At 72.9% G+C, this 25,174-nt stretch carries 24 protein-coding genes; 10 read left to right on the top strand and 14 right to left on the bottom strand.

The window, feature by feature from the left end; translation table 11 throughout:
- Positions 1 to 48: 48 nt before the first annotated feature.
- Together FB554_RS04295 and hflX are read right to left on the bottom strand one after the other, a co-directional pair.
- A complete protein-coding gene (locus tag FB554_RS04295) occupies positions 49 to 2,682 on the bottom strand; it encodes an MGH1-like glycoside hydrolase domain-containing protein (RefSeq protein WP_211344528.1) in 2,634 nt (877 codons plus the stop codon).
- 33 nt (positions 2,683 to 2,715) lie between these two features.
- On the bottom strand, positions 2,716 to 4,185 hold the full coding sequence (hflX, locus tag FB554_RS04290) for a GTPase HflX (RefSeq protein WP_142004788.1): 1,470 nt from the start codon (positions 4,183 to 4,185) through the stop codon (positions 2,716 to 2,718).
- A gap of 122 nt (positions 4,186 to 4,307) precedes the next feature.
- Between hflX and ligD the strand changes: the two genes are divergently transcribed.
- Together ligD and FB554_RS04280 are read left to right on the top strand one after the other, a co-directional pair.
- Entirely contained in the window at positions 4,308 to 5,282 is a 975-nt protein-coding gene (gene ligD, locus FB554_RS04285) for a non-homologous end-joining DNA ligase (protein ID WP_142007421.1), read from the top strand.
- Between the two features lie 11 nt (positions 5,283 to 5,293).
- A complete protein-coding gene (locus FB554_RS04280) occupies positions 5,294 to 5,938 on the top strand; it encodes a class I SAM-dependent methyltransferase (RefSeq protein ID WP_142004787.1) in 645 nt (214 codons plus the stop codon).
- Here FB554_RS04280 and dapF read toward each other — a convergent pair.
- Complete coding sequence (gene dapF, locus FB554_RS04275) at positions 5,913 to 6,782, bottom strand: diaminopimelate epimerase (protein WP_142004786.1); 870 nt, start codon at positions 6,780 to 6,782, stop codon at positions 5,913 to 5,915. The two genes, FB554_RS04280 and dapF, sit on opposite strands and share 26 nt — an antisense overlap.
- The gene (gene miaA, locus FB554_RS04270; protein WP_142004785.1) at positions 6,779 to 7,738 is read right to left on the bottom strand and encodes a tRNA (adenosine(37)-N6)-dimethylallyltransferase MiaA; all 960 of its coding nucleotides are present in this window, start codon (positions 7,736 to 7,738) and stop codon (positions 6,779 to 6,781) included. The genes dapF and miaA overlap by 4 nt, the downstream gene beginning before the upstream one ends.
- Positions 7,739 to 7,817: 79 nt before the next feature.
- Here miaA and FB554_RS17065 point away from each other — a divergent pair, with 79 nt between their 5' ends.
- From FB554_RS17065 to FB554_RS04250, 5 genes are all read left to right on the top strand, one after another.
- Complete coding sequence (locus tag FB554_RS17065) at positions 7,818 to 7,964, top strand: hypothetical protein (RefSeq protein WP_170206777.1); 147 nt, start codon at positions 7,818 to 7,820, stop codon at positions 7,962 to 7,964.
- Positions 7,965 to 8,148: 184 nt separating this feature from the next.
- On the top strand, positions 8,149 to 9,192 hold the full coding sequence (locus tag FB554_RS04265) for a DNA polymerase III subunit beta family protein (protein ID WP_142004784.1): 1,044 nt from the start codon (positions 8,149 to 8,151) through the stop codon (positions 9,190 to 9,192).
- Complete coding sequence (locus FB554_RS04260) at positions 9,189 to 9,479, top strand: hypothetical protein (protein ID WP_142004783.1); 291 nt, start codon at positions 9,189 to 9,191, stop codon at positions 9,477 to 9,479. The genes FB554_RS04265 and FB554_RS04260 overlap by 4 nt, the downstream gene beginning before the upstream one ends.
- 46 nt (positions 9,480 to 9,525) lie before the next feature.
- Positions 9,526 to 9,882 carry an ArsC/Spx/MgsR family protein gene (locus FB554_RS04255; RefSeq protein WP_142004782.1) on the top strand — a complete coding sequence of 119 codons (357 nt, stop codon included), beginning with the start codon at positions 9,526 to 9,528 and terminating at the stop codon, positions 9,880 to 9,882.
- Positions 9,883 to 10,043: 161 nt separating this feature from the next.
- Positions 10,044 to 11,216, top strand: a complete 1,173-nt coding sequence (locus tag FB554_RS04250; protein ID WP_142004781.1) for an RtcB family protein — start codon at positions 10,044 to 10,046, stop codon at positions 11,214 to 11,216.
- Here the strand turns inward: FB554_RS04250 and FB554_RS04245 are convergent.
- The 3 genes from FB554_RS04245 to miaB form a co-directional block, all read right to left on the bottom strand.
- Positions 11,203 to 12,027 (bottom strand): aminoglycoside phosphotransferase, encoded by an 825-nt coding sequence (locus FB554_RS04245; protein ID WP_142004780.1) that lies wholly within the window; start codon positions 12,025 to 12,027, stop codon positions 11,203 to 11,205. The genes FB554_RS04250 and FB554_RS04245 overlap by 14 nt on opposite strands.
- Before the next feature lie 66 nt (positions 12,028 to 12,093).
- Positions 12,094 to 13,191, bottom strand: coding sequence for a tryptophan--tRNA ligase (gene trpS / locus FB554_RS04240; RefSeq protein WP_142004779.1), 1,098 nt, complete (start codon positions 13,189 to 13,191; stop codon positions 12,094 to 12,096).
- A 190-nt stretch (positions 13,192 to 13,381) separates the two neighbouring features.
- A complete protein-coding gene (gene miaB / locus FB554_RS04235) occupies positions 13,382 to 14,914 on the bottom strand; it encodes a tRNA (N6-isopentenyl adenosine(37)-C2)-methylthiotransferase MiaB (RefSeq protein WP_142004778.1) in 1,533 nt (510 codons plus the stop codon).
- Between the two features lie 65 nt (positions 14,915 to 14,979).
- On the opposite strand from miaB, the gene FB554_RS04230 reads away from it, so the two are divergent.
- Positions 14,980 to 15,333 (top strand): antibiotic biosynthesis monooxygenase family protein, encoded by a 354-nt coding sequence (locus tag FB554_RS04230; protein ID WP_142004777.1) that lies wholly within the window; start codon positions 14,980 to 14,982, stop codon positions 15,331 to 15,333.
- A gap of 63 nt (positions 15,334 to 15,396) precedes the next feature.
- Here FB554_RS04230 and FB554_RS04225 read toward each other — a convergent pair whose 3' ends face one another.
- The 4 genes from FB554_RS04225 to FB554_RS04210 all read right to left on the bottom strand — a co-directional run bounded on the left by FB554_RS04225 (position 15,397) and on the right by FB554_RS04210 (position 19,384).
- A complete protein-coding gene (locus tag FB554_RS04225) occupies positions 15,397 to 17,400 on the bottom strand; it encodes an HNH endonuclease signature motif containing protein (protein ID WP_142004776.1) in 2,004 nt (667 codons plus the stop codon).
- A gap of 251 nt (positions 17,401 to 17,651) precedes the next feature.
- On the bottom strand, positions 17,652 to 18,077 hold the full coding sequence (locus FB554_RS04220; protein ID WP_142004775.1) for a VOC family protein: 426 nt from the start codon (positions 18,075 to 18,077) through the stop codon (positions 17,652 to 17,654).
- Between the two features lie 5 nt (positions 18,078 to 18,082).
- The gene (locus tag FB554_RS04215; protein ID WP_142004774.1) at positions 18,083 to 18,496 is read right to left on the bottom strand and encodes a VOC family protein; all 414 of its coding nucleotides are present in this window, start codon (positions 18,494 to 18,496) and stop codon (positions 18,083 to 18,085) included.
- Positions 18,497 to 18,571: 75 nt separating this feature from the next.
- Positions 18,572 to 19,384 (bottom strand): class I SAM-dependent methyltransferase, encoded by an 813-nt coding sequence (locus FB554_RS04210; RefSeq protein ID WP_142004773.1) that lies wholly within the window; start codon positions 19,382 to 19,384, stop codon positions 18,572 to 18,574.
- A 72-nt stretch (positions 19,385 to 19,456) separates the two neighbouring features.
- Here FB554_RS04210 and FB554_RS04205 point away from each other — a divergent pair, with 72 nt between their 5' ends.
- The gene (locus FB554_RS04205) at positions 19,457 to 20,326 is read left to right on the top strand and encodes a LysR family transcriptional regulator (RefSeq protein WP_142004772.1); all 870 of its coding nucleotides are present in this window, start codon (positions 19,457 to 19,459) and stop codon (positions 20,324 to 20,326) included.
- A 125-nt stretch (positions 20,327 to 20,451) separates the two neighbouring features.
- On the top strand, positions 20,452 to 22,983 hold the full coding sequence (locus FB554_RS04200) for a bifunctional FO biosynthesis protein CofGH (protein ID WP_142004771.1): 2,532 nt from the start codon (positions 20,452 to 20,454) through the stop codon (positions 22,981 to 22,983).
- A gap of 9 nt (positions 22,984 to 22,992) precedes the next feature.
- Here FB554_RS04200 and FB554_RS04195 read toward each other — a convergent pair whose 3' ends face one another.
- From FB554_RS04195 to FB554_RS04185, 3 genes are all read right to left on the bottom strand, one after another.
- Complete coding sequence (locus FB554_RS04195; protein ID WP_142004770.1) at positions 22,993 to 23,586, bottom strand: regulatory protein RecX; 594 nt, start codon at positions 23,584 to 23,586, stop codon at positions 22,993 to 22,995.
- A 4-nt stretch (positions 23,587 to 23,590) separates the two neighbouring features.
- Entirely contained in the window at positions 23,591 to 24,679 is a 1,089-nt protein-coding gene (recA, locus tag FB554_RS04190; protein ID WP_142004769.1) for a recombinase RecA, read from the bottom strand.
- Positions 24,680 to 24,923: 244 nt separating this feature from the next.
- On the bottom strand, positions 24,924 to 25,154 hold the full coding sequence (locus tag FB554_RS04185; RefSeq protein WP_142004768.1) for a DUF3046 domain-containing protein: 231 nt from the start codon (positions 25,152 to 25,154) through the stop codon (positions 24,924 to 24,926).
- Positions 25,155 to 25,174: the final 20 nt, after the last annotated feature.

Raw genomic sequence — 25,174 nt, 5'->3', positions numbered from 1 at the left:
ACCTAACCCGGTTTCATGCGGACGGACTCGGGGCGGGGAGGGGCCGGGTCAGCGCGGGCGGCAGATCAGGTGGGCGACGCCGGCGGTCCAGCCGGTCTGGTGGGAGGCGCCGAGGCCGCGGCCGGTGTCGCCGTGGAAGTACTCGCTGAACGTCGGGTGCGCCTGCCACCGCTCCCCCGTCGGCACGTGCACCGGGTCGCTCGGCCGCCGCCCGTCGGCCGACGCGTCGGGCCGGAACAGCGCGATGAGCCGGTCGTCGATCGCGTCGGCGACCTCGACGAGACCGGCCTGGCGACCCGACCCGGTGGGGAACTCCACCTGCAGGTCGCGGGCCATGTCCGTGGCGAAGGTGCGCAGGGCGTCGGTGAGCAGCAGGTTGATCGGGAACCACACGGGTCCGCGCCAGTTGGAGTTGCCGCCGAACAGGTTGCTGCGCGACTCGGCGGGCTCGTACGCGATCGGCAGGTCGGCCCCGTCGATCGGCACGGTCGTGCCCTGCCGGTAGACCGCCGACAGCGACCGGATGCCGTGCGGCGAGAGGAACTCGCCCTCGTCGAGCATCCGCCCGAGGAGCCGTTGCAGCCGCTCGTTCGTGAGCACCGACAGCGTGGTGTCGGGACTGCCGTCGTGCTCGCTGTGCACCACCGCGTCGGTGAGCTCCGGGCGCCGCTCCAGCAGCCACCCCATCCGAGCGGTGTAGTCGGCGAGATCCGTTCGCACCCAGTCGGGTTCGCAGACGACCGCGAGCAGCGGCAGCAGACCGACGAGCGAGCGGACCCGCACCTGCGTGACGCTGCCGTCGTCGTCGACGACCACGTCGTAGAAGAAGCCGTCGTCCTCGTCCCACAGCGAGACGTTGGTGGTGCCGAAGCTGTCCATCGCCTCGGCGATCGACAGGAAGTGCTCGAGGAACTTCGTGGCCGTGTCGTCCCAGGCCCGGTCGATGCGCGCCAGCTCCCACCCCATGCGCAGCATCGACAGGCAGAAGAACGCCATCCAGCTCGTCGCGTCGGACTGCTCCAGCCGCTGCCCCTCCGGCAGCGGTGCGGAGCGGTCGAACGGGCCGATGTTGTCCATCCCGAGGAAGCCGCCCTCGAACAGGTTGGAGTCGTCGGAGTCCTTGCGGTTGACCCACCAGCCGAAGTTGAGCAGCAGCTTGGTGAAGATCCGCACGAGGAACCCGGTGTCGGTCCGGCCGTCGAGCTCGTACACCTGCCAGGCCGCCCACGCGTGCACGGGCGGGTTGACGTCGGAGAAGTTCCACTCGTACGCCGGGAGCTGGCCGTTGGGGTGCATCGCCCACTCGCGGCACATCAGGACCAGCTGCTCCTTGGCGAACCACGGGTCGAGGTGGGCCAGCGCCACCGTGTGGAACGCCAGGTCCCAGCACGCGAACCAGGGGTACTCCCACTCGTCCGGCATCGAGATCACGTCGGCGAGCGACAGCGTGCGCCAGTCGGTGTTGCGACCCGCCGGCTGGGGCTGCAGCCGCTCGGGCGGCGGTGCCGGCTGCGCCGGGTCGCCCTCGAGCCACTGCCGCACGTCGTAGCGGTAGAGCTGCTTGCACCACAGCAGCCCGGCGAACGCGCGGCGGGCCACCTGCCGGTCGACCTCGCTGGTGCCGGCCGGGATGACCTGGCCGTAGAACTCGTCGGCCTCGCGGCGCCCGCGGGCGACGACCTCGTCGGCGGTCGCGCCGGCGTCCTGGTCGGTGCGGGTCAGCCGCAGCGTCACGCCGACCGTCTCGCCCGGTGCGACCTGCTCGAAGTGCCACCACAGCCCGGCCTTGGTCGCGGCGTGGTCGTCGGGCGCGAGGAGCGAGTCGTCGCCGTGCACGACCGCCCGGTCGACCGCCGTGATCGGGTACGCCGGCTGCCCGTCCGCACCGCCGAACGTCGCCATGACGTCGGTCTCGTTGTCGCACAACAAGATTCGGGCAACAGGATCGAGCGTCAGCCGATACTCGCCGAGCCAGTCGTGCTGCAGCAGCAACCCGTCTCCGTCGCGGCGCAGGGACGGCCGCCGGTCGTCGCGACCCCACGACCAGGTGTTGCGGAACCACACCTGCGGCACCAGGTCGAGCGGCGCGGGGTCGGGTCCGCAGTTGGTCGCCTCGATGCGCACCACCACGTCGAACGGACCGTTCTTGGCGTGGGTGGTCACGACGTCGAAGAACCGGTCGCCCTCGAGCACGCCGGTGTCGGACAGCTCGAACTCGTCCTCGTCCCGGCCGCGCCGGGCGTTCTCCTCGACCAGCCGGGCGTAGGGGAACGCGGCCTGCGGGTAGCGGTAGAGGTACTGCGCGAACGAGTGGGTCGGAGTGGCGTCCAGGTGCCACCAGTACTCCTTGGCGTCCTCGCCGTGGTTGCCCTGCCCGTTGGTGAGCCCGAACAGCCGCTCCTTGAGCCGGTCGTCGCGCCCGTTCCAGCACGCCACCGCGACGTTGAGGAAGCCGTAGCGGTCGGTGAGGCCGGCGATCCCGTCGTCACCCCAGCGGTAGGCCCGGGTGTGCGCCTGCTCGAACGGGAAGGAGTCCCAGGCGTTCCCGTCGACGGAGTAGTCCTCGCGCACGGTCCCCCACTGCCGCGCGCTGAGGTAGGGACCCCAGACGCGCCACGGGGCGAGGTCGTCCTCGGACTCGGCCAGGCGGGCGTGCTCGGCGGTGGGCTTCGGTGTGCTCACGCGCCCGAGGATAGGGGCGCGCGAACCGCTCGCTCAGACGCGGGCGTACGCCTCGAGCTCGGCCTGCAGGGTCGGGGTCACCTTCGCGTGGACGTGGGTGCCGTCGGCCTCGTGCTCGGTCGAGATGATCTCGGCCTCGTCGTGCAGGCGGGAGAGCAGGTCGCCGCGGTCGTAGGGCAGCACCACGTCGACCCGGATGTCGGGCCGCGGCAGCTCGTCGGCGACCAGCCGGCGCAGCTCGTCGATGCCGGCGCCGGTGCGGGCCGACACCGCGATGGCGTGCTTCTCGCTGCGCAGCAGCCGGTCGACGACCTCGGGGTCGGCGAGGTCGGCCTTGTTGACGACGATGATCTCCTTGACGGAGGTCGCGCCCACGTCGGCGAGCACCGCGCGCACCGCGGAGATCTGCGACTCGGGGTCGGGGTGGGAACCGTCGACCACGTGCAGCAGCAGGTCGGAGTCGGCGACCTCCTCCAGCGTGGAGCGGAACGCCTCGACCAGCTGGTGCGGCAGCGCGCGCACGAACCCGACCGTGTCGGCCAACGTGTAGAGGCGGCCGTCGGGGGTCTCGGCGCGACGCACCGTGGGGTCGAGGGTCGCGAACAGCTGGTTCTGCACCAGCACGCCCGCACCCGTCAGCCGGTTGAGCAGGGAGGACTTGCCGGCGTTGGTGTAGCCCGCGATCGCGACGCTCGGCACGTGGTTCGACCGCCGGGAGTGACGCTTGGTGTCGCGGGCGGTCTTCATCGTGGCGATCTCCTTGCGGAGCTTGGCCATCCGGCTGTTGATGCGACGCCGGTCGAGCTCGATCTTGGTCTCACCCGGACCGCGCGACCCCATGCCCTGGCCGCCGGCGGCCTGACCGCCGGCCTGGCGCGACATGGACTCACCCCACCCGCGAAGGCGCGGGAGGAGGTAGCTCAGCTGGGCCAGCTCGACCTGCGCCTTGCCCTCCTTGGACTTCGCGTGCTGGGCGAAGATGTCGAGGATCAGCGCGGTGCGGTCGATGACCTTCACCTTGACGATGTCCTCCAGCGCGCGGCGCTGGCTCGGGCCGAGCTCGCTGTCGGCGATGACGGTGTCGGCGCCCTCGGCGATCACGACCTCGCGCAGCTCCTCGGCCTTTCCGGACCCCATCCAGGTGCCGGGGTCGGGCCGGCTGCGGCGCTGGATCACGCCGGCGAGCACGGTCGAACCGGCCGTCTCGGCCAGCGCGGCCAGCTCGCGCAGCGAGTTCTCGGCGTCCTCGGCGGTCCCCTCGGACCAGACGCCGGCCAGCACGACCCGCTCCAGGCGGAGCTGGCGGTACTCGACCTCGGTGATGTCCTGCAGCTCGGTGCTCAGGCCCTCGACCCGGCGCAGCGCAGCACGCTCCTGACGGTCCAGCTGCTCGCCGTCGTAACCGTCGATGAGGAAGCCGGACTCGTCGTAGCGCGGGTCGGTGTCGTTGGTGGCGGCCAGCGCCTCGGCGCGGCCGCTCAGCAGCTCGTCTCGTTCAGTCATGTTCTCCATAGGTTCTCACCCGTCAACGCCGCGGGCGAGTTGTTTACTCCCCGCGGGAGCCCGAGGTGGCAGCCTGGGTCGCGGCGTCCGGGGCGGCGTCGCGGCGCAACGGCGGAGGCGAGATGGCGGGCAAGAAGTCCGAGCACGGCGAACCGGTGGAGCTGACGGTCGGTGAGCGAGTCGTACGCCTCTCCAGCCCTGACCGGGTCTACTTCCCCGAGACGGGGGCGACCAAGCGCGACCTCGCCGACTACTACCTCGCGGTCGGCGAGGGCATCGTGCGGGCGCTCTACGAGCGGCCGTGCATGCTGCACCGCTACCCCGAGGGCCTCGCCGGCGAGAAGGTGCACCAGAAGCGGGTCCCGCGCGGGGCACCCGACTGGCTGGAGACGGTGCGGGTGACCTTCCCGAGGTATGACCGCACGGCCGACGAGCTGTGCGTCACCGAGCTGGCGTCGGTGATCTGGGCGGTGCAGATGTCGACCGTGGAGCTCCACCCGTGGAACAGCCGCCGCGCCGACACCGAGCGCCCCGACGAGTGGCGCATCGACCTCGACCCGATGCCCGAGGCCGGCTTCGACCGGGTGCGCCGCGTCGCGGGCGTCGCGCAGGAGGTGCTCGACGAGCTGCAGATCACCGGCTTCCCGAAGACCTCCGGCGGCGACGGGCTGCACGTCTACGTGCGGATCCGGCCCGACTGGGGGTTCGCGGACGTACGCCGGGCGGCCCTGGCCTTCGCCCGCGAGGTCGAGCGGCGGGCACCGCAGGACACGACCACGACGTGGTGGCGCAAGGACCGCGACCCTGCAGCGGTCTTCGTCGACTACAACCAGAACACGCGCGACCACACGATCGCCTCGGCCTACAGCGTGCGCGGCAACCCGCGCGGCACCGTGTCGACCCCGATCCGCTGGGACGAGATCGCCGACGTCGAGCCGCAGGAGCTGACCATGGCCACCGTGCCCGCGCGGTTCGCCGAGCTGGGCGACCTGCACGCCGGCATCGACGACGTCGAGCACGACCTCACCCCGTTGCTGGAGTGGGCCGACCGCGACGAGCGGGAGGGTCTCGACGTGCCCGGCGACGACGACTCCTAGGCTCCTGCGACGTGACCCCCGAGCGGCCCGGGCCCGACGAGCCGGGCGACCACTACTTCACCGCCGAGCCGGCCAGCGCCGACGAGCGCCGCACGCTCAGCGTCGAGCTCGCCGGCGCCCCGCGCGAGGTCGAGGTGGCCCCCGGCGTCTTCTCCCCCGGGCGGATCGACGCCGGGACGTCCGTGCTGCTGCGCCAGGTCGAGCCGCCTGAGTCGGCCGGCACCTTCCTGGACCTCGGCTGCGGCTGGGGACCGATCTCGCTGTCGCTCGCGCTGGCCCAGCCGCAGGCCGTGGTGTGGGGCGTCGACGTGAACCAGCGGGCGCTGGACCTGTTGCGGCGCAACGCCGTTCGGCTCGGCTGCGACGGCGTGCGCGCGGTGACCGCCGACGAGGTGCCGGCCGACGTCGTGTTCGACGAGATCTGGTCCAACCCGCCGATCCGGGTCGGCAAGGCGGTGCTGCACGAGCTGCTGCGCACCTGGCTGCCCCGGCTCGCGCCGGGCGGGCGGGCATACCTCGTGGTGCAGAAGAACCTCGGGGCCGACTCGTTGCAGAGCTGGATCGGGCGGGAGCTGCCCGGCCTGACCGCCGCGCGGCTGGCCAGCTCGAAGGGCTTCCGGGTGCTGCGGGTCAGCCGCGAGGAGCCGGGAGGCTGACCTCGCCCCGGGCGACGATGACCGCCGGGCCGGACAGGGTCACCCGGTCACGAGCGATGTGCACGCCGACCGTGCCGCCGGGCACGTCGACCCGCCAGTCGAGCTGGTCCTGCGGCTGGCCGGCCCACCACCAGGTCGCGAGGGCCGCGGCCGCCGCCCCGGTGCCGCACGACTGGGTCTCGCCGACGCCACGCTCGTGCACCCGCATGGCGATGTGACCGGTGCCGATCGCGCGCACGATCTCGACGTTGGTGCCGTGCGGGGGGTGCGGGTCGACGTGGGGTGCGGCGGTCAGGTCGAGGGCCTGCAGGTCGAACTCCGGCGGGAGCGCGACCACCGTGTGCGGGTTGCCCAGGTCGAGGCTGAGCGAGGGCAGGGGGTCGGGCGCGCCGACGACCTGCACCACGCTGTCCATGCCGCGCTGCTGCGCCTCGTCGGCGCGGCTGAGCCCCCAGGGGCCGAGGTCGACCGCAAAACCGTTGTCGGTCTTGACGATCCGCTTCACCCCGGCGCGGGTCGCGAGGTCGACGGAGTCGCGCATCTCGCCGGCCTCGGTGAGCCACTGGGCGACCACCCGGGTGCCGTTGCCGCACATCTCCGCGACGCTGCCGTCGGCGTTGCGGTAGTCCATGAACCACGCCTGCGGGTCGAGGCCCTCCGGGGCGTCGTCGACGTGGGCCGCGCGGGTGATGCGGATCAGACCGTCCCCGCCGATGCCGCCGCGGCGGTCGCACAGGAAGGCGACGGTGCCGGCTTCGAGCGGCAGCCGGCCGTCGGGGTCGGGCACGAGCACGAAGTCGTTGTGCGTGCCGTGGCCCTTGGCGAACGGGATGGTGGTGGTCACCGGCCCATCGTCGCAGAGTCTGCTGGGCGTTCCACGAGTCGTCGCGCCTGCTGGAGCAGGTCGGGCGCCGTCGCGTCGAGCCAGTGGATGCGCGGGTCGGGGCGGAACCACGACTCCTGCCGCCGGACGAGCCGGCGGGTGGCCTGCGCGGTCTCGGCGACGGCTTCCTCGGGCGTCAGGGCGCCGTCGAGCACGCGCAGCGCCTGGGCGTAGCCGATGGCGCGGCTGGCCGTGCGCCCGTCGCGAAGCCCGTGCGGGAGGAGCGAGCGGACCTCGTCGAGCAGGCCCTGGTCGTACATCCTCCGGGCGCGGGCCTCGACCCGTCGGTCAAGGGTGTCGCGGTCGGCCCGGAGGCCGAGCATGACGGTGGGACGGACGAGCTCGCGGGTCGGCATGGTCGCGCTGTACGGCCGGCCGGTCAGTTCGACGACCTCGAGCGCCCGCACGACGCGACGGCCGTTGCTGGGGAGGATCGCGGCGCCGGCGGCGGGGTCGCGAGCGGCGAGCTCGGCGTGCAGCGCGGCTGGGCCCTCGGCCGCCAGGCGCGACTCCCAGCGGGCGCGCACGGCGGCGTCGGTGGGCGGGATCTCCAACCGGTCGAGCGCTGCCCGCACGTAGAGCCCGGACCCGCCGACGACGACCGGGACCGCGCCGCGGTCGCTGATCGCGTCGATGTCGGCGCGGGCGGCCTGCTGGTAGGCGGCGACGCTCGCCTCGTCGGTCACGTCGATGACGTCGAGCTGGTGGTGGACGACCCCGCGCCGCTCGCCGGGGCTCAGCTTGGCCGTGCCGATGTCCATGCCGCGGTAGAGCTGGGACGCGTCGGCGTTGACGACCTCTCCCCCGAGCGCCAGGGCCAGCTCGACCCCGAGGTCGGACTTGCCCGTCGCGGTGGGTCCGACCACCGCGACCACCGGGTGCCGGCGATCCGACCGAGACGCGACGTCGTCACTCATCGCGGGCATCGTGCCACCCCTGCCGGCCTGGCGGCCAGGCTCGGGTGAAGCGCCGGCGCGAGCCCTCTAACCTGGTGCCATGACGACGCAGCCTGATCCCGACACAGAGCGCGAGCACACGGACGAGGTCTATCAGGAGGACGAGGAGAGCACGGCCACCGAAGAGGGCATGCCGCTTCCGCCCGAGCGTGACCCCGAGGACGAGAGCGGCGCGATCGGCAGCTGAGCAGGCGCAGCCGCGCCTCTCGGAGCCGACTCGCTCCCCCGGCTGCAGCGCGTGACGGTCCGCCGTCGCGCGCTGCAGCTTTTTCATCGGTGGGTTCTGCTGCGCTCCCCGGCGGCCTGCCTGGCGCGGACGCGTCGTCGCTGCGGATGGACCCTCGACCCGGTCGAGGGTGTGGAGTAGCCCCATGACCGATCTGCTCCCCATCGGTGAGGTGGCCCGCCGCAGCGGCCTCACGGTGAGCGCGCTGCGCTTCTACGACGGGGCCGGCGTGCTGAGCCCCCAGGCCGTCGACTCCACCAGCGGCTATCGCCGGTACGCGCCCGGCCAGGTCGCGGTGGCGCACCTGGTCGCGGGTCTGCGCCGGGTCGGTCTCCCGCTGGCCGAGATCCGCGAGGCCGTGGAGCAGCACCACGACGTCGAGCTGGTCGACGGGTTGCTCACCGCCCACCTGCGCCGGCTGGAGGGCGGCCTCGAGGACGCCCGTCGCGAGATCGCGCGGCTGCGCGCCGGGCTGGGCGACCAGGGCGAGTCCGCGGCCGTGCGCGTCTCCGTCGCCGCCGCGGGCCTGCGCCGGCTGATCGAGGCCGTGGCCTTCGCCGTGGGCCGGGACCCGGACCTTCCCGTGCTGCACAGCGCGCTGTGCGAGATCGAGCCGGGGCTGCTGCGGATGGTGGCGACCGATCGCTACCGGCTGGCGGTGCACGAGGTCGAGGTGTGGCAGCCGGAGGATGGCCGGGCGGGGCAGGGGTACGCCCGGGGCGTCGTGCCCGCAGCCTGGCTGGCCGAGGTGGGTGACCTGCTGCGCGGCACCGACGGGTCGACGGCGGTGAGCCTGGCGCTGGTCGAGGACGAGGTCTCGCTGCAGGTCGGGACCGCCGGCTGCTCGGCAGGGCTGGTCGACGGAGACTTCCCGGACTACCGACGGCTGCTGGAGGGGCAGGACCAGAGTTCCGGATCAGCCGTCGAGTCCCGTTGGCAGACAACGGATCTCGAGATCGACGAACGGTCCGGCACCGCGACCATCGTTCCCGCCTCGTCCACCGGTGCGGGCCCGGGCGCCCCCGGCATCACGGTGCGGCACGAGTTCCTGCTCGACGCGGTCACGGCCGCGGGCGACGACCCGGTGCTGCGCCTCGACGGCCCGATCTCCCCGCTCGCGGTCCGCGGCGGCGACGGTGCGCTGTCGCTGCTGATGCCGATCCGTCCAGAAGGTGGCGCGCCGCGATGAGCGTGCTGATGCACCGCTGCCGCGCCTGCGGCCACGCGACCGGGTGGCACGAGCCGCGCTCGCGCGGCTACTCCTCGTGCAGCTGCTGCAACCGGGGAGCGGCGCAGGCGGACCCGGCCCCGCAGCTGCAGCAGACGTACGGCCATCCCGGGGGCAGACCCGAGCCGCTGTATCCGCCTGGCAGCACACGCAACTCGGGCACCATGCATGCGTCGACGACGTGCGACTGCGGCGCCTGCCGGGCGGCGTATGACCGGCTGCAGCAGGGCGAGAGCGCGGCCGGCTGAGCCGCGACCGGCCGAGCCCCGCCGAGCAGCCCGTTAGCCTGCCGGCATGGCTGACTTCACGCTGCTGCACAACCCCCGCTGCTCCACGTCGCGCGCGGCGCTGGAGGAGGTCGAGACGGCCGGGGTCGACACCGACGTGGTGCGATACCTCAGCGAGCCGCTCGACCGCGCGGCGCTGCTCGACCTGCTCGGCAAGCTCGAGGACGAGCCGAGCGACCTGGTGCGGCGCGACAAGCTGTTCACCGAGCTCGGCCTGACCGACGCCGACGTGCAGACGCCCGAGCAGGTCGCCGACGTGCTCGCCGAGCACCCCCGCCTGATGCAGCGGCCGGTGCTGGTGCGCGGCGACCGGGCGATCATCGGCCGGCCGAAGGACCGGGTGCCGCAGTTCCTGCGGGACTGATCCGCGCCGCCCGCTGACGCCTGCACGACCGCCCCGGCGCCCGAGTCGGTCTCGGCGAGGAACCGCCGAAAACCGTTGGCGGCCAGCATCTCCCGCGTGTCACTCTCGGTCGCCGCCGAACCGGCGGCACACCCGAGACTGCTCACGGGAAGGAGCGGACGATGGAGAAGATCAACGACAAGCTGCTCAGCTGGGCGAGCGTGCTCGAGCCCGCGACCCGGGAGCAGGCGGAGCGCACGGCCACGATGCCGTTCATCCACCCGCACCTGGCGCTGATGCCCGACGCGCACCTGGGGCTCGGCGCGACGGTGGGCTCGGTGATCCCGACGCTGGGCGCGGTCATGCCGGCGGCCGTCGGCGTCGACATCGGCTGCGGCATGATCGCGGTCCGCACCGAGCTGACCGCGACCGACCTGCCGCAGGACCGGGCGGCGGTGCGCGAGCAGATCGAGCGGTCGATCCCGCTGTCCGCCGGTGGCTACAACCGGAAGATCAGCCGCGAGCACACCCAGGAGCGGCTGGACCGGCTGGCCGCCGCGGCGGAGCAGGCCGGGTTCGACCCGGAGTCCTACGCGAAGAACTGGCGGCTGCAGCTGGGCACGCTCGGCTCGGGCAACCACTTCATCGAGATCAGTCTCGACGAGGAGGACCGGGTGTGGCTGTTCCTGCACTCGGGCTCGCGGGGCGTCGGCAACAAGATCGCCCAGCACCACATCAAGGTCGCGCAGCGGATGTGCGAGAAGTGGTGGATCTCGTTGCCGGACAAGGACCTTGCCTACCTCGTCGAGGGGTCGGAGGAGTTCTGGGCCTACGTGCGCGAGCTGCGGTGGGCGCAGCAGTTCGCGCTGCTCAACCGGGAGGAGATGATGGACCGGGTCGCCGAGCAGGTGCGGCGGTGGGTCGGTCTCGACTCGCTGGTCGAGGCCGAGCGGATCAACTGCCACCACAACTACACCGAGCAGGAGAAGCACTTCGGCAAGCAGGTGTGGGTCTCCCGGAAGGGCGCGATCAACGCCGAGCGGGGTCGCCCGGGGCTCATCCCCGGGTCGATGGGCACCGCGTCCTACGTGGTCTCCGGGCTGGGCAACCCGGTGTCGCTGAACTCCTCGCCGCACGGCGCCGGACGGGCGCTGTCGCGGACGAAGGCGCGCAAGGCGTACACCCAGGACCAGCTGCGGGAGGCGATGGTCGGGATCGAGTATCGCGACACCGACGCGTTCGTCGACGAGATCCCGCAGGCGTACAAGGACATCGACGTGGTCATGGCCGACGCCGCGGACCTGGTCGAGGTCCGGCACACGCTGCGGCAGATCGTCAACGTCAAGGGCGACTGAGCGACAGCAGCGCGCCCAGGGCGCGGCGGTAGGGCTCGGGGTCTTCCGGCTGGTCGGCGACCAGCCGGAAGATCCCGGCCCGTAGCATCGCCTCGCGCTGCGCGCCGGACGTCCACTCCTGCACGACGCCCAGCCACATCACCGCGTCGAGCACGCACACGGCCTCCGCCCACAGCGCCGGCCGCCAGTAGGGCGAGAGGTCGATCACGACCGGTGCGCCCGCCGGGTCGATCAGCACGTTGCCGGCGAGGTCCCCGTGCACCAGCTGGTCGGGGCCGATCGGGTGATCGGTGCGCGCGCGCAGCAACTCGTGCACGAGATCGGCTGTGGCAGAGGGAACTTCGTCCGACCCGACCGGCGTCTCGTCGAGGCGGTCCGCCGCTCCGAACGCCACCCGCTCGGCGACGTCCCACCGGTGGCGCGGCGGCTGCTGGGCGGGCGGCCACGAGCGCACGGCCAGGGCCAGCTCGGCGTGCAGCACGGCGCCGGTGGCGCGCAGCACCGGGAGGTCGGTGCACGCCCGGGTGCCGGGCTCGAAGCGACTCGCGCCCCATCCGTCGACCACCCACGACCCGTCACGCGCAGGCACCGGCACGGCGATGCGCAGGTCCTGCGCGCGCCGACCGGGGCGGGTGTCGAGCGCGACGGCCAGCCGCGCCAGCGTCGGGTCGAGCAGGTCGGCGACCCGCGCGTCGCGGCCCGGGCTGAGCACCAGGTCGCCGGCGAGCACGCTGCCGCCCCGGCCGCCGGGCAGCGGGCGCACGTCACCCGGCACCGCGAACAGGTCGAGCACGTGGTCGGCGGGCAGCACCCGGCCAACGCTAGTTCGACTGCCCGCCCGACTCCCCCTCCGGCTGCGGCGTGCCGACCGACCGGGTCAGTAGGCCATGCCCATCACGGCCCGGACGGTCGCGAGGGTGCTGGTGGCGACCGAGCGCGCCCGCGCGTTGCCCTCGCGCAGGACACCCAGGACGTACGCCGGGTCGGCCACCAGCTCGGCCCGGCGCCGACGGTGGTCGCGCAGTCCGTCGTTGATCGCGTCGGTCACGACCCGCTTCAGCGCTGCCGCTCCCCCGTCGCCGATCTCCTCGGCGAGCGACTCCGCCGGCCGGTCGAGGAACCCGGCGGCGATCCGGAGCAGGTTGGCCACCTCCGGCCGTCGCTCCGGCTCGAAGGTGATCAGCCGCTCGCTGTCGGTGCGCGCGCCCCGCACCAGCGCGGCCGTCTCGTCGGCACTCGCCCGCAGCGGGATCGTGTTGCCCCGGCTCTTGCTCATCTTGCGCCCGTCGAGACCGGCGAGCAGGGGCACGTCGGTGAGCAGCGCGGTCGGCTCGGTGAAGACCTCCTGCCCCGCGGCGTAGCGCCGGTTGAACCGCCGTGCGACCACTCTGGCCTGCTCGACGTGCGGGAGGTTGTCGGCCCCGATCGGCACGACCGTGCCGTGCACCCCGAGGATGTCCGCGGCCTGGTGCACCGGATAGGTCAGCAGCAGACCGGAGAGCGGTCGGTCGGACGCGAGGAGCTCGTCCTTGACCGTCGGGTTCCGGCGCAGCTCAGCGTCGGTGACGAGCGACAGGAACGGCAGCATCAGCTGGTTCAGCTCCGGAAGGGCCGAGTGGGCGAAGACGGTGCTGCGGCGCGGGTCGATCCCAGCAGCGAGGTAGTCCGTCACCACGCTCAGGACGTCGCGGCGGACGTTGTCGATCGCGTCGCGGTCGGTGATGACCTGGTAGTCGGCGACGATGACGTATGTCTCGATCCCCTTGTCCTGCAACGCGACTCGGCTGCGAAGGCTGGCGAGGTAGTGACCGATGTGCAGGTCTCCGGTCGGGCGGTCGCCGGTGAGAACGCGCAGGCCCGCCCGGCCGGGAGCGCTCGGGTCGTCGATGGTCGCGGCGAGCAGGTCGCTGCGGGCGCGGGCCGCCGTCAGGGACGCGTCGGCGGTCGCCGGCGCGGTGGGCGTGGTCGGGGTCATGGGTGCTCCTGGTGCTCGGGCGTCACCACCGAGCAGGGTCCACGCATGACGAACGCCGCCCGGGGGCGGCGCGTCGTGGGAAGGGTCTCGTCAGCGGCCGCCGGTCAGGGCAGCCACCACTGGATCAGGCGCGTGGGACGAGACATGCGCACGATCGTACGCGCCGGTCGCGCGCGGAGCCGCGGGCTCGTCACAGCGAGCAGGCCGGCGTGCTCGGCGGCGGCGTGGCGGGCTTGCCGATGCTCGGCATCCCCAGGCTGACCGCGGGCTTGGGGCTGGCGCCGGGTGTGGCACCCGCCTGCAGCGCCTCCCAGGCGTCGCCGCCGGCCGTGCGGCGCACGCGGTAGGTGCCGCCGGTGAGCGCGCCGTCGGCCACCAGGTGGTGCGGCGCGCCGTAGGTGACGTCGACCTCGACCATGTCACCGGGGCGGGGGCGCTCGGCCCCGTCGGGCACGGCGAAGTGCACCAGCCGGTTGTCCTGCGCGCGACCCGAGAGCCGCTGCGTCTCGGCGTCCTTGCGGCCCTCGCCGGGCGCGACCAGCACCTCGACGGTGCGGCCCTCGACCGTGCGGTTCTCGCTCCAGGAGATCTCCTCCTGCAGCTCGATGAGCCGGTCGAACCGCTGCTGGACCACGGACTTGGGGAGCTGGTCGGGCATGGTGGCGGCGGGCGTACCGGGCCGGACGGAGTACTGGAAGGTGAAGGCCGACGAGAAGCGCGAGGCGCGCACGACGTCGAGCGTGTCCTGGAAGTCCTCCTCGGTCTCGCCCGGGAAGCCCACGATCAGGTCGGTCGTGATCGCCGCGTGCGGGATGCGCTCGCGCACCCGGTCGAGGATGCCGAGGAACTTGGTCGAGCGGTACGACCGGCGCATCTCCTTCAGCACCCGGTCCGAGCCCGACTGCAGCGGCATGTGCAGCGACGGCATCACGTTGGGCGTCTCGGCCATCGCGTCGATGACGTCGTCGGTGAACGCAGCCGGGTGCGGGCTGGTGAACCGCACCCGCTCGAGCCCCTCGATGTCGCCGCACGCGCGCAGCAGCTTGCCGAACGCGAGCCGGTCGCCGAACTCCACGCCGTAGCTGTTGACGTTCTGACCGAGCAGGGTGATCTCGACGACGCCCTGCTGCAGCAGGGCCTCGATCTCGGCGAGGATCTCGCCGGGGCGGCGGTCCTTCTCCTTGCCGCGCAGGCTCGGCACGATGCAGAACGTGCAGGTGTTGTTGCAGCCCACCGAGATCGAGACCCAGCCGCTGTAGGCCGAGTCGCGCCGGGTCGGCAGCGTGGACGGGAAGGTCTCGAGCGACTCGAGGATCTCGACCTGCGCCTCGGCGTTGTGCCGCGCGCGCTCGAGCAGCACCGGCAGCGAGCCGACGTTGTGGGTGCCGAAGACGACGTCGACCCAGGGGGCCTTCTCGACGATGGTGGCGCGGTCCTTCTGGGCGAGGCAGCCGCCGACCGCGATCTGCATGCCGGGGTTGTCCTGCTTGACCGGGCGCAGGTGGCCGAGGTTGCCGTAGAGCTTGTTGTCGGCGTTCTCGCGCACCGCGCAGGTGTTGAACACGACGACGTCCGGCGCCTGGGGTCGCTCGTCCGCAGCCAGCCCGGCCAGGTCGACATAGCCCGCCGACTCCAGCAGACCACTGATCCGCTCGGAGTCGTGGACGTTCATCTGGCACCCGTGGGTGCGGACCTCGTACGTCTTCATCGCGCTCGTCTCCATCGCGCTGCCCAGGGTACGTCCGGGCCGGTGCGCGCCGGAAACCGCGAGTGGCGCAGGATCGAGGCATGAGCATCGTGAAGATCAACGCCATCACGGTCCCCGAGGGCAGCGGCGACGAGCTGGCCCAGCGCTTCGCGGCGCGCGCCGGCGCCGTCGACGGGCAGCCCGGCTTCGAGGGGTTCGAGCTGCTGCAGCCGACCGACGGCCGCAACACCTGGCTCGTGGTGACCCGGTGGGCCGACGAGGCCTCGTTCGAGGCCTGGCGCGACGGGTCGGCGTTCGGCCGCGCGCACGGGCAGGGCGAGTCCGGCGGGCAGCCGGGCGGCGGCTCGGGTGAGCCGGGCAAGGGCCCGGTCGGTATGTCGGCCGAGCTGTGGTCGTACGCCGTCGCCACGGGTTCGTCGGGCCAGGCCGAGTAGCCGCCCCAACGCTGGTCGAATAGCCCGCCAGCGTGCGATGACCCCAGGGACGTCGGGCCTAGCTCACCGGTCGAGCGTCACGGGGTAGGCGAGGTCGTCGAGGAGCTCGAGCAGACCTGGCTGGGTGGTGTGGGTGCGGCCGGTGGGGCTGGTCCAGGTGCACACGCCGTCTGCGGTCATGGTCACGAGCCACCCGGCTTCGTGCTTGGTGCCGTGGTGATGCCGGCAGAGGTTCTGCAGGTTGGTCGCACGCGTGCGTCCCCTCGGCCAGGGGTCGACGTGGTCGAGGTCGGTGAACAGGGTGCGCCGGTCGCAGCCGGGGAACCGGCACGTCTGATCGCGGCGTTTGACCGCGCGCCTGAGCCGGGCGCCCGGTCGGTAGCTGTCGGGCCCGTCGCGGCCGACCGGGTCGTCTGGTCCACGGGCTCTGGCACACGGGTCGACGTGTTCGACCGTGACTCGGTGCGCGCGGGTGGTCAGGAGCTCGATGACCTGGTCGGTCGGGACGGGCCCGGCACGGTCGTGGATCACGACGACCGCTGCGTCGGCCAGGATCCGGGCGGCCTGTCGCGGCGTCACGACCGCGCGCCTACGCGCCGCTTCGGGGTCTGCCATTCCGTGTCCAGGATCTCCGCTGTTGGGCTCGGGCCCGGCTGCTGTCCCGGGATCGCTGTCGCCGCCAAGATCGCTGTCGTGATCGCTGCAGCTGCCCGAGCCATGGCCGTTGTCTCCGCCAGACCCCTGGCCGGGTCCGCTGCCGCCACCAGGGCCGGGGCCGGTGCGGGGCGGGACGACGAGCTGGAGGTGGGCGGTCAGGTCGACGTTGCCCAGGATCAGATCGTGCAGGGCGTTGGCGCGATGCTGCCCGAGCAACAATGCCCCGCCGCCGCTGGCGTCGCCTTCTTCGCCGCTGCCGCCGGCAGCGGTGGCGTGCTGGGTCTGGCGGGCGCGCTGGTCGACCGCGTCCATCACGGAGGCGGCCTGCCCGGTGGGCATGACCGCAGTGAGGGAGGACAGCCCGGGCGTGATGTGCGGGTCGAGCCAGACCCCGGTCTGCTGGGCCTGCGTCCGCTGCAGCGTGGTCCGGGCGGCGGTGGCCTCGAACCGTTCGACCAGGACCCGGGCCGAGCGCCGCGCCGGGGACAAGGACCGTTGGTGCACCCCGCGCCCGAGGACCGCGTCCTCGACCAGCTCGCAGGTGTCGGGGCGAGCGTCCTGCAGCTCACGGGCGATCGCGGCAGCGGTGTCCAGGTTGGCCTCGCCGCGGGCGACCGCAGCCAGCAGCGCCGGGGTGCGCTGGGTCAACCAGACCGCCGCATCGACCACGGAGTCCGCGGCCTGCGGCCCGAGTCGCAGCGACGGGGCGAGCAGGTCACCGGTGAACCGGCCCCGGTGACCGGGCGGATGCTCGGTCACGTCTCCGGGGCGAGGGGCGTCCCCGGTCAGGCAGTCCGCGGCCGACCAGGGCGTCGAGTCCGAAGCGGTGTCGAACCGGGCGCACCGCTCGGCCGCGACCGCACCCGCCTGGTTCATCACCTGGTGCGCCGCCACTGTGGCGTCCTCGAACCGCGCCAACCGCGCCGCGGCCGCATCCGCATCCCGCCACGCCTGCGGCAGCTCCGCAGCGGACGTGCCGGCCGAAGCAGCATCGTCCGCCGTCGTGTCGAGCGAGCCCGACGCCGGCGCCGCGGCAGCAGCCTCAGGGGCCAGGCCGGCACCGCAGGTATCGCTCCCGGCGGCCTCCACGTCGGCGCCCGGCTCGGTGGCCTGGCCCAGGGGCAGGTCGGACGGAACGAACCAGCCGTCGTCGTGCTCCGCGACCGCGAACGGGTCAGGCCGGGTCATCCGCCGCGCCACGTCCGCGGCGAGCAGCTTCATCCCCTCCAGCTGCAGCGTGACCGGGTCGGTGCCAGCGACCTGCAGTCCACTCAGCACGGTCTCGATCGCGCCCAGGACCCCGTCCTCCAGCAGCATCGACTCGAACACCTCGGCCGGCCCGGTGACCTGGTCACCGAGCGGCGCGTCCGGCTCCCACGACCCAGCGCCGGGAGCGGTGTTCGAACTCATGTACCCATAGTAGGAGTGCCCTCTGACAACCACTCTGAAGGCACGGGTAGCCCAGGAGTGTCGGCGGCGTGGTCTCGATACGCCGCTCGGCTAGCGCCTCGCGCCTACTCGACCAGCTTGGGTGCCGGCGTGGTCTCGATACGCCGCTCGGCTAGCGCCTCGAGCCTACTCGACCAGCTTGGGTGCCGGCGTGGTCTCGGTACGCCACTCGACTTGCGCCTTGCGCCTACTCGACCGGCTTGGGCGAGCTCCTACTCGACCGGCTCTGCGGTGGCCGGCGGCGTCACCACCTCGACCTCCAGGCCGTCGCGGTCCTCCAGGTAGAGCGCGACGTGCTGCTCGCCGCCGGCGTGGGGGTACTTCTCGGCGAACAGCTCGCTCCACCCGCGCTCCGGCGCGGCGGCGCGCAGCGCGTCGAGGCGGTCGCGACCGTCCACGAGCAGCGCCAGGTGGTTCATGCCGATGCCGGTGCGGACGTACTCGGCGTGCACCAGCGCGGTCTGCATGAAGACGTACGTGCCGTCGGGGTGCGTCCATGCGCAGCCGTCGTCGTCGGAGAACTCCTCGGACCAACCCAGCTCGCCCAGCAGCCAGCCCCAGCTCTCGCGCCCGCGGCTCAGCGCCGACACCCACAGGTCGATGTGGTGGACCGCCCGCAGGCCGCTGCCGTCGCTCACGCCGCTCACTTGATGAGGCAGAACGGGTGGCCGGCCGGGTCGAGGTAGACCTTGAAGTGCCCGTCGTCCGACGGCTGGTGCTCGTGCACCCGGGCGCCGGCGGCGAGGACGCCCGGCTCGGCCGCCTCGATGCTGCCTCCGGTGGCCAGGTCTAGGTGGAACTGCTGCGGGTGCGCCCCGCCCGGCCAGGTCGGCTCGACCCAGTCGTCGATCCGCTGGAACGCCAACGTCGCTCGGCCGTCGGGGTTGTCCGGCGAGAGACCGCCGCCGGGCGGCACGAGGGTGGACCAGTCGCGGTCGGAGCCCTCCTCCAGCTCCCAGCCGAGCACCTCGGCGTAGAAGCGGCCTAGGGCCAGCGCGTCGGGGCAGTCGAGGATCACCAGGTCCAGCTTGGGCTTCGGGGTCGTCGATTCGCTCATGGCGGCGACGGTAACGACCATCCCGGACGCTCCGCTGCCGGGACCGATCAGCCGACCCGGCCGATCTGCGGCGGGTCAGCGCAGGCCGACGACGACGCGGTCGTGCCCCACCTGCCAGACCGTCCCGACCTCGCGGCAGCCGCCCTGGCGCAGCGCGTCGAGGTAGTCCGCGAGGGTCGCCGCGTCGGCCACGTCGTGCGACAGGTCGATGGCCGCACGCTGCTGCCACAGGCCGGCGAGCTCGGGAGCGGTCGCCGCGGCGTCCCACCAATGCGACCAGTCCTCTGCCTCCTGCCCGCCGGCTCGCACCGCGGCCCGGTCGGCGACGGCCTGGGCGAGCTGGTCGAGGTCGGACCGCACGACGCGATTCTTGTCCCGGGCTGCGACGAACAGGTGGTCGCCGTCGACGAAGACCCCTCTGTCGGCGAGCGACTCGGCGGCCGTGCGCAGGAGCCGCTGCAGCGGTGCGCGCTCGAGCCAGTGCAGCGCCGTGGTGCTGATGAAGGCGTCCGGTGCCCGCGGCAGGTCGAGCTCGGCCAGCCAGCCGTCGCGCCGCAGGTCGACCTGCACCAGGCGGAACCGCTCCTCGCCGTACGCCGCGCTCGCCAGCCCCAGCAGCAGCGGATCCATGTCGGCGCCCACCACCGTCGCGCCGGGGATGCGCTGCAGCACCGTGCGAGCGAGCGAACCGGGGCCGACCCCCAGGTCGACCACCAGCGGGTCGGGCCGCTGCACCGTCTCCACCAGCACGTCGCAGATCACCTCGAAGCGCTCGTCACGGTCGGAGAAGTACGTCGCCTGCTGGTCGTCCCAGCGCTGCAGCCAGGCGCGCGCCTGGTCGGGGGTCGGGAGGGTCCGTTCGGGGTGGGTGTGCGCCTGGTTCGTCATGGCTCCACCGTGGTCGGCCGGCCGTGCCTGCGGTAGCCGGCGAGGGCGTACGGCGGGTCATAGGGTTGCCCTATGGCGAATGATCCCAGCGTCGATGATCTGCGCCTCGTGCTGGCGATCGCCGAGGAGGCGTCGATCGGAGCTGCAGCGCGCCGCCTGCACGTGAGCCAGCCGTCCGCCAGCGCACGGCTGTCGACGTTGGAGCGCCGGCTGGGCCTGCCCCTGTTCACCCGCGACACGACGGGCGCGCGGCCGACACCCGCCGGGCAGGAGGTGGCCCGGCAGGCCGAGCACCTGCTCGGCCATCTCGACGGCATCTATCGCGCGGCACACGCCGCATCCCGCGAGAAGCCTTTGCGCATAGGCACGTTCGCGTCGCTGGCGCCGTCGGTGTTCCCGTCCGTCGAGCAGCTGCTGCGGCAGCCGGTGCTGCCGACGGTGTCGCACGGACCCGAGCTGGTGCACCTGGTCTCGGAGGGCAGTCTCGACGCCGCCGTGGTGGGCATCGCCGAGCAGATGACGCTCCCCCGGCAGGCGCGCGTGCACCCGCTCGGGGAGGACGTGCTCGAGGTCTTCCGCCGCAGAAGCACGCCGGGGAGGGGACGCGGCCGCACGCCGTACGCCGGTCGCCGGGTTCTCGTCGCGACGTACGACAGCACGGGCCCGGACGTGGCGGCTCGCCTGGCGCGGCTGGGCGCCGAGGTCGAGCTGGCCGCGACGCTCCCCACCGCGGTGGCGATGGCCAGGCGCGTGGGGTGCCTCGCGGTGGTCCCGCGCAGCGCGCTCGCCCACCAGACGACCGAGGACGAGGTGCTCGACCCGTTGCCGTTCCGGCAGCGCATCCGGCTGTCGCTGGTCACGCCGCGCGCGGCGGACCCCCGGCTCGTGGCAGGGCGCGGCGAGCTGCGCCGAGCCCTGCACCTGACCATCGCCCGGCGCTGACCTCACCGCCTCTCGCCGCTCGCGCACACCCCTACGAACGGACCCGCGCGCGGATTCCTCCTGGCCTTCGAGACACACGCCGCCCCGAGCCACGAAACGCCCTGGTCATCGGTGAGGATCGAGGCATGACTGATCTGTCGCAGGCACCGACCGAGCGTGAGATCGCCCGAGCGGTCGGCCGCGCCGAGTCCGCGCGCAGCATCGACGTCGCGGAGGCCACCGCGCTCCTCGCGGCGCGAGGTGAGCAGCTGGAGCGGTTGCTGGCCGTCGCCGGCCGGGTGCGCGACGCCGGTCTGCAGGAGGCGGGCCGCCCCGCGACCGTGACCTACTCGCGCAAGGTGTTCGTCCCGCTGACCCGGTTGTGCCGCGACCGATGCCACTACTGCACGTTCGTGACGGTCCCCGGGAAGCTGCCGGCGCCGTACCTCACGCCGGACGAGGTGCTCGAGATCGCCCGCGCGGGCGCCGAACAGGGTTGCAAGGAGGCGCTTTTCACGCTCGGCGACCGCCCCGAGGACCGCTGGCCCGAGGCGCGGCAGTGGCTCGACGAGGCCGGTTACGACTCCACCCTCGACTACGTGCGGGCGATGGCCGTGCGCGTGCTGGAGGAGACCGGCCTGCTCCCCCACCTCAACCCCGGCGTCATGTCGTGGGGCGAGCTGATGCGCCTGAAGCCGGTGGCGCCCTCGATGGGCATGATGCTCGAGACGACCAGCACGCGGCTGTTCGAGCAGCCCGGCCTCGCCCACCACAAGTCGCCCGACAAGGACCCCGCCGTACGCCTTCGCACCCTCGAGGACGCCGGTCGCCTGGCAGTCCCGTTCACCACCGGACTGCTCGTGGGCATCGGCGAGACCCTCACCGAGCGCGCCGAGACGATCTTCGCGCTGCGCAGGGTCGGTCGCGAGCACGGGCACCTCCAGGAGGTGATCGTGCAGAACTTCCGCGCCAAGCCCGACACGGCGATGCGGTCGGTGCCCGACCTCGGGCTGGAGGAGTACCTCGCCGCGATCGCGACCACCCGGGTGGTGCTGGGGCCGGGCGCACGGGTGCAGGCGCCGCCGAACCTCGTGGACCTCGAGGAGTGCCGTCGGCTGCTGCAGGCCGGCGTCGACGACTTCGGCGGCATCAGCCCGGTCACGCCCGACCACGTCAACCCCGAGCGACCCTGGCCGCAGGTCGACGCGCTCGGATCCCTTTGCGATTCCTTGGGATTCGAGCTGCGCGAGCGGCTCACGGCCCACCCGGAGTATCTCGACCTCCCGTGGGTCGACCCGCGGCTGCGGCCGCACGTCGACGCCCTGCGCGGTGACGACGGCCTGGCCCGCGCCGGCGCCCGGGCGACGGGTCTGCCGTGGCAGGAGCCCGACGGCGGGTGGGACGACAGCGGCCGCACCGACCTGCACACCGCCATCGACGACGAAGGGCGCCGCACCGACCGTCGCGGCGACTTCGACGCGGTCTACGGCGACTGGCAGGCCCTGCGGGAGAAGGTCTCGAGCGAGGCCGCGCAGCCGGACGGTCGCGACACCGCCCCCGCCCGCCTGGACTCCGCTGCGCGAGAGGCCCTCGCGGCCGCCGAGCACGACCCGGCGGGCGTGACCGAGGAGCAGGCGCTGACGCTGATCACCGCCGACGGCGAGGCCCTGGAGGCGGTCACCCGCCTGGCCGACGACCTGCGCCGCGACGCGGTGGGTGACGTCGTGACGTACGTCGTGAACCGCAACATCAACTTCACCAACGTCTGCTACACCGGCTGCCGCTTCTGCGCGTTCGCGCAGCGCAAGACCGACGCCGACGCCTACACCCTGTCGATGGGCGAGGTCGCCCAGCGCGCCGCGGAGGCGGTGCAGGTGGGCGCGACCGAGGTCTGCGTGCAGGGCGGCATCCACCCGGAGCTGCCGGGGACGGCGTACTTCGACATCGCGCGCGAGATCCGGGCGGCCGCCCCGTCGCTGCACATCCACGCCTTCTCCCCGATGGAGGTCATCAACGGGGTGTCGCGAACCGGGCTGCCGCTGCGGGAGTTCCTCACCGAGCTGCGCGCCGCCGGCGTCGACTCGCTGCCCGGGACCGCCGCGGAGATCCTCGACGACGACATCCGCTGGGTGCTGACCAAGGGCAAGCTGCCGGCGCAGCAGTGGATCGAGGTGATCACGACGGCGCACGAGGTGGGCCTGCCGACGACCTCGACGATGATGTACGGGCACGTCGACCACCCGCGCCACTGGGTCGGGCACCTGCGCACGATCGCCGAGATCCAGCGCCGCACCGGCGGGTTCACCGAGTTCGTGCCGCTGCCGTTCGTGCACCAGAACGCGCCGGTCTACCTCGCCGGCGTGGCGCGCCCGGGTCCGACCGTGCGCGACAACCGCGCGGTGCACGCCGTCGCGCGGATCATGCTGCACGGGCTGATCGACAACATCCAGTGCTCGTGGGTCAAGCTCGGACCGGAGGTGTGCACCCAGGTGCTGAACGGCGGGGTCAACGACCTCGGCGGGACGCTGATGGAGGAGACCATCTCGCGGATGGCGGGCAGCACGAACGGCTCGCGCAAGTCGATCGCCGAGCTGGAGCAGATGGCCACGCTGGCCGGCCGTCCCGCCGCCCAGCGGCACACGACGTACGACCGGGTCGCCCAGGACCAAAGCGCCTGACCTGCGCGCTCAGTCGCGCCGGTGCTCCTCGGCCTCGTCGACCGCCTCCCGCACGACGCGCCAGGCGACGTCGCCGCCGTAACCCTTGCGGGCGAGCATGCCGGCCAGCCGCCGCGCCTGCACGGTGGCGTCGAGACCGTGCATGCTGCGCAGCTTCTTGGCGACCAGCTCGCGGGCCTGCTCGACCTCGGCCTCGTCGCTGACCTGGTCGAGGGCCTCGGCGGCGGTGTCGTCGTCGACGCCCTTCTTGCGCAGCTCGTGCCGCAGGGCGCGACGGGCGAGGCCGCGGGTGGCCTGCTGGGAGCGCACCAGCATCTGCGCGTAGGCGGTGTCGTCGATCAGCCCGACCTCCTCGAGCCGGTCGAGCACCTCGGTGGCGACCTGGTCGTCGCAGCCGCGCTGGCGCAGCTTGTCCTCGAGCTGGGAGCGGCTGCGCGGACCCATGGTCAGCTGCCGCAGGGCGATGGTGCGGGCCACCTCGTGGGCGTCGGGCTCGCGGTCGGCAGCCGCCGCACCGGTGGCCGGTGGCTCGGACGCACGCCCGCGGCGCCGCCCACGGGGGGACGTGGACGGCGCCGCAGGGTGCTGCTGGGAAGCGGTCATCCGATCAGAAGTCGACCGGCACCTGGTCGGGCTCGGTCGCGCCGGCCGGCTCACCGGCCGCGGCGTCCTCGGGCAGCCCCGGGCCGACGCCGAGCTTCGCCTTGATCTTGCGCTCCAGCTCGTCGGCCAGGTCGGGGTTGTCCTTGAGGAAGGTGCGGGCGTTCTCCTTGCCCTGCCCGAGCTGGTCGCCCTCGTAGGTGTACCAAGCGCCGGACTTGCGCACGAAGCCCTGCTCGACGCCCATGTCGATCAGGCCGCCCTCGCGGGAGATGCCCTGGCCGTAGAGGATGTCGAACTCGGCCTGCTTGAACGGCGGGGAGACCTTGTTCTTGACGACCTTGACCCGGGTGCGGTTGCCGACCGGGTCGGAGCCGTCCTTGAGGGTCTCGATGCGGCGCACGTCGAGCCGCACCGAGGCGTAGAACTTCAGCGCCTTGCCGCCCGTGGTGGTCTCGGGAGAACCGAACATCACACCGATCTTCTCGCGCAGCTGGTTGATGAAGATCGCGGTGGTGCCCGTGGAGTTGAGCGCACCGGTGATCTTGCGCAGCGCCTGGCTCATCAGCCGCGCCTGCAGACCGACGTGGCTGTCACCCATCTCGCCCTCGATCTCGGCGCGCGGCACGAGCGCGGCCACCGAGTCGATGACGATGATGTCGAGCGAGCCGGAGCGGATCAGCATGTCGGCGATCTCCAGCGCCTGCTCACCGGTGTCGGGCTGGCTGACCAGCAGCGCGTCGGTGTCGACGCCGAGCTTCTTGGCGTACTCCGGGTCGAGCGCGTGCTCGGCGTCGATGAACGCCGCGATGCCGCCGTTCTTCTGGGCGCTGGCGACCGCGTGCAGCGCGACCGTGGTCTTTCCGCTGGACTCGGGCCCGTAGACCTCCACGACGCGGCCACGGGGCAGACCGCCCACGCCGAGCGCGACGTCGAGGGCGATCGCCCCGGTCGGGATCACCTGCACCGGCGGGCGCACGTCGTCACCGAGGCGCATCACCGCGCCCTTGCCGTGGGACTTCTCGATCTGGGCGAGGACGACGTCGAGCGACTTCTCCTTGTCGCCGCCGCCGACGGACTTCAGGTTGCCTGCCATGCGTGGGTGCTCCTGTCGGATCGTGGTGAGCGCGCCTCCCGGCGACGGGCCCCTCACCCCTGCGTGCACGGGGGCGACGAGCGTGCGTCAGACGCTAGGTGCCGGCACCGACACTCACCCAGAGGTGCCACGCACGCTGTGGACGGAGCGGGTCGTCGGACCGGACCTGTGGACGACACTATCCGAACAGGCGTACGAGATCGCACGACACGCCGGTGACGTCGCCCACGCGCTCGACGCGGGCTCAGTCGGGGTGGTCGCTCAGCGGGATGTCGCGGCCCAGCCACCGTTCGGGCGGCACGTCCAGGTCGACGCACAGCGCCTTCCACGCCGCGCGCGGCTCGACGCCCGCGGCCAGCGCCTGCTCGACCGTGCGGTCCTGCAGCGCGCGCAGCACGTGCGTCCTGGCGAGGTGCCGGCCGTACGCCCGCCCGAACTCCTCGTCGATCAATCGCCACAGCTCACTGACTCGCACTCGGAGACGGTCTCATACGA

The sequence above is a fragment of the Barrientosiimonas humi genome (assembly GCF_006716095.1).
GTDB lineage: Bacteria > Actinomycetota > Actinomycetes > Actinomycetales > Dermatophilaceae > Barrientosiimonas > Barrientosiimonas humi.
The sequence above is the reverse complement of the archived record's forward strand: the minus strand, read 5'-3'. Positions and strand labels throughout refer to the sequence as shown.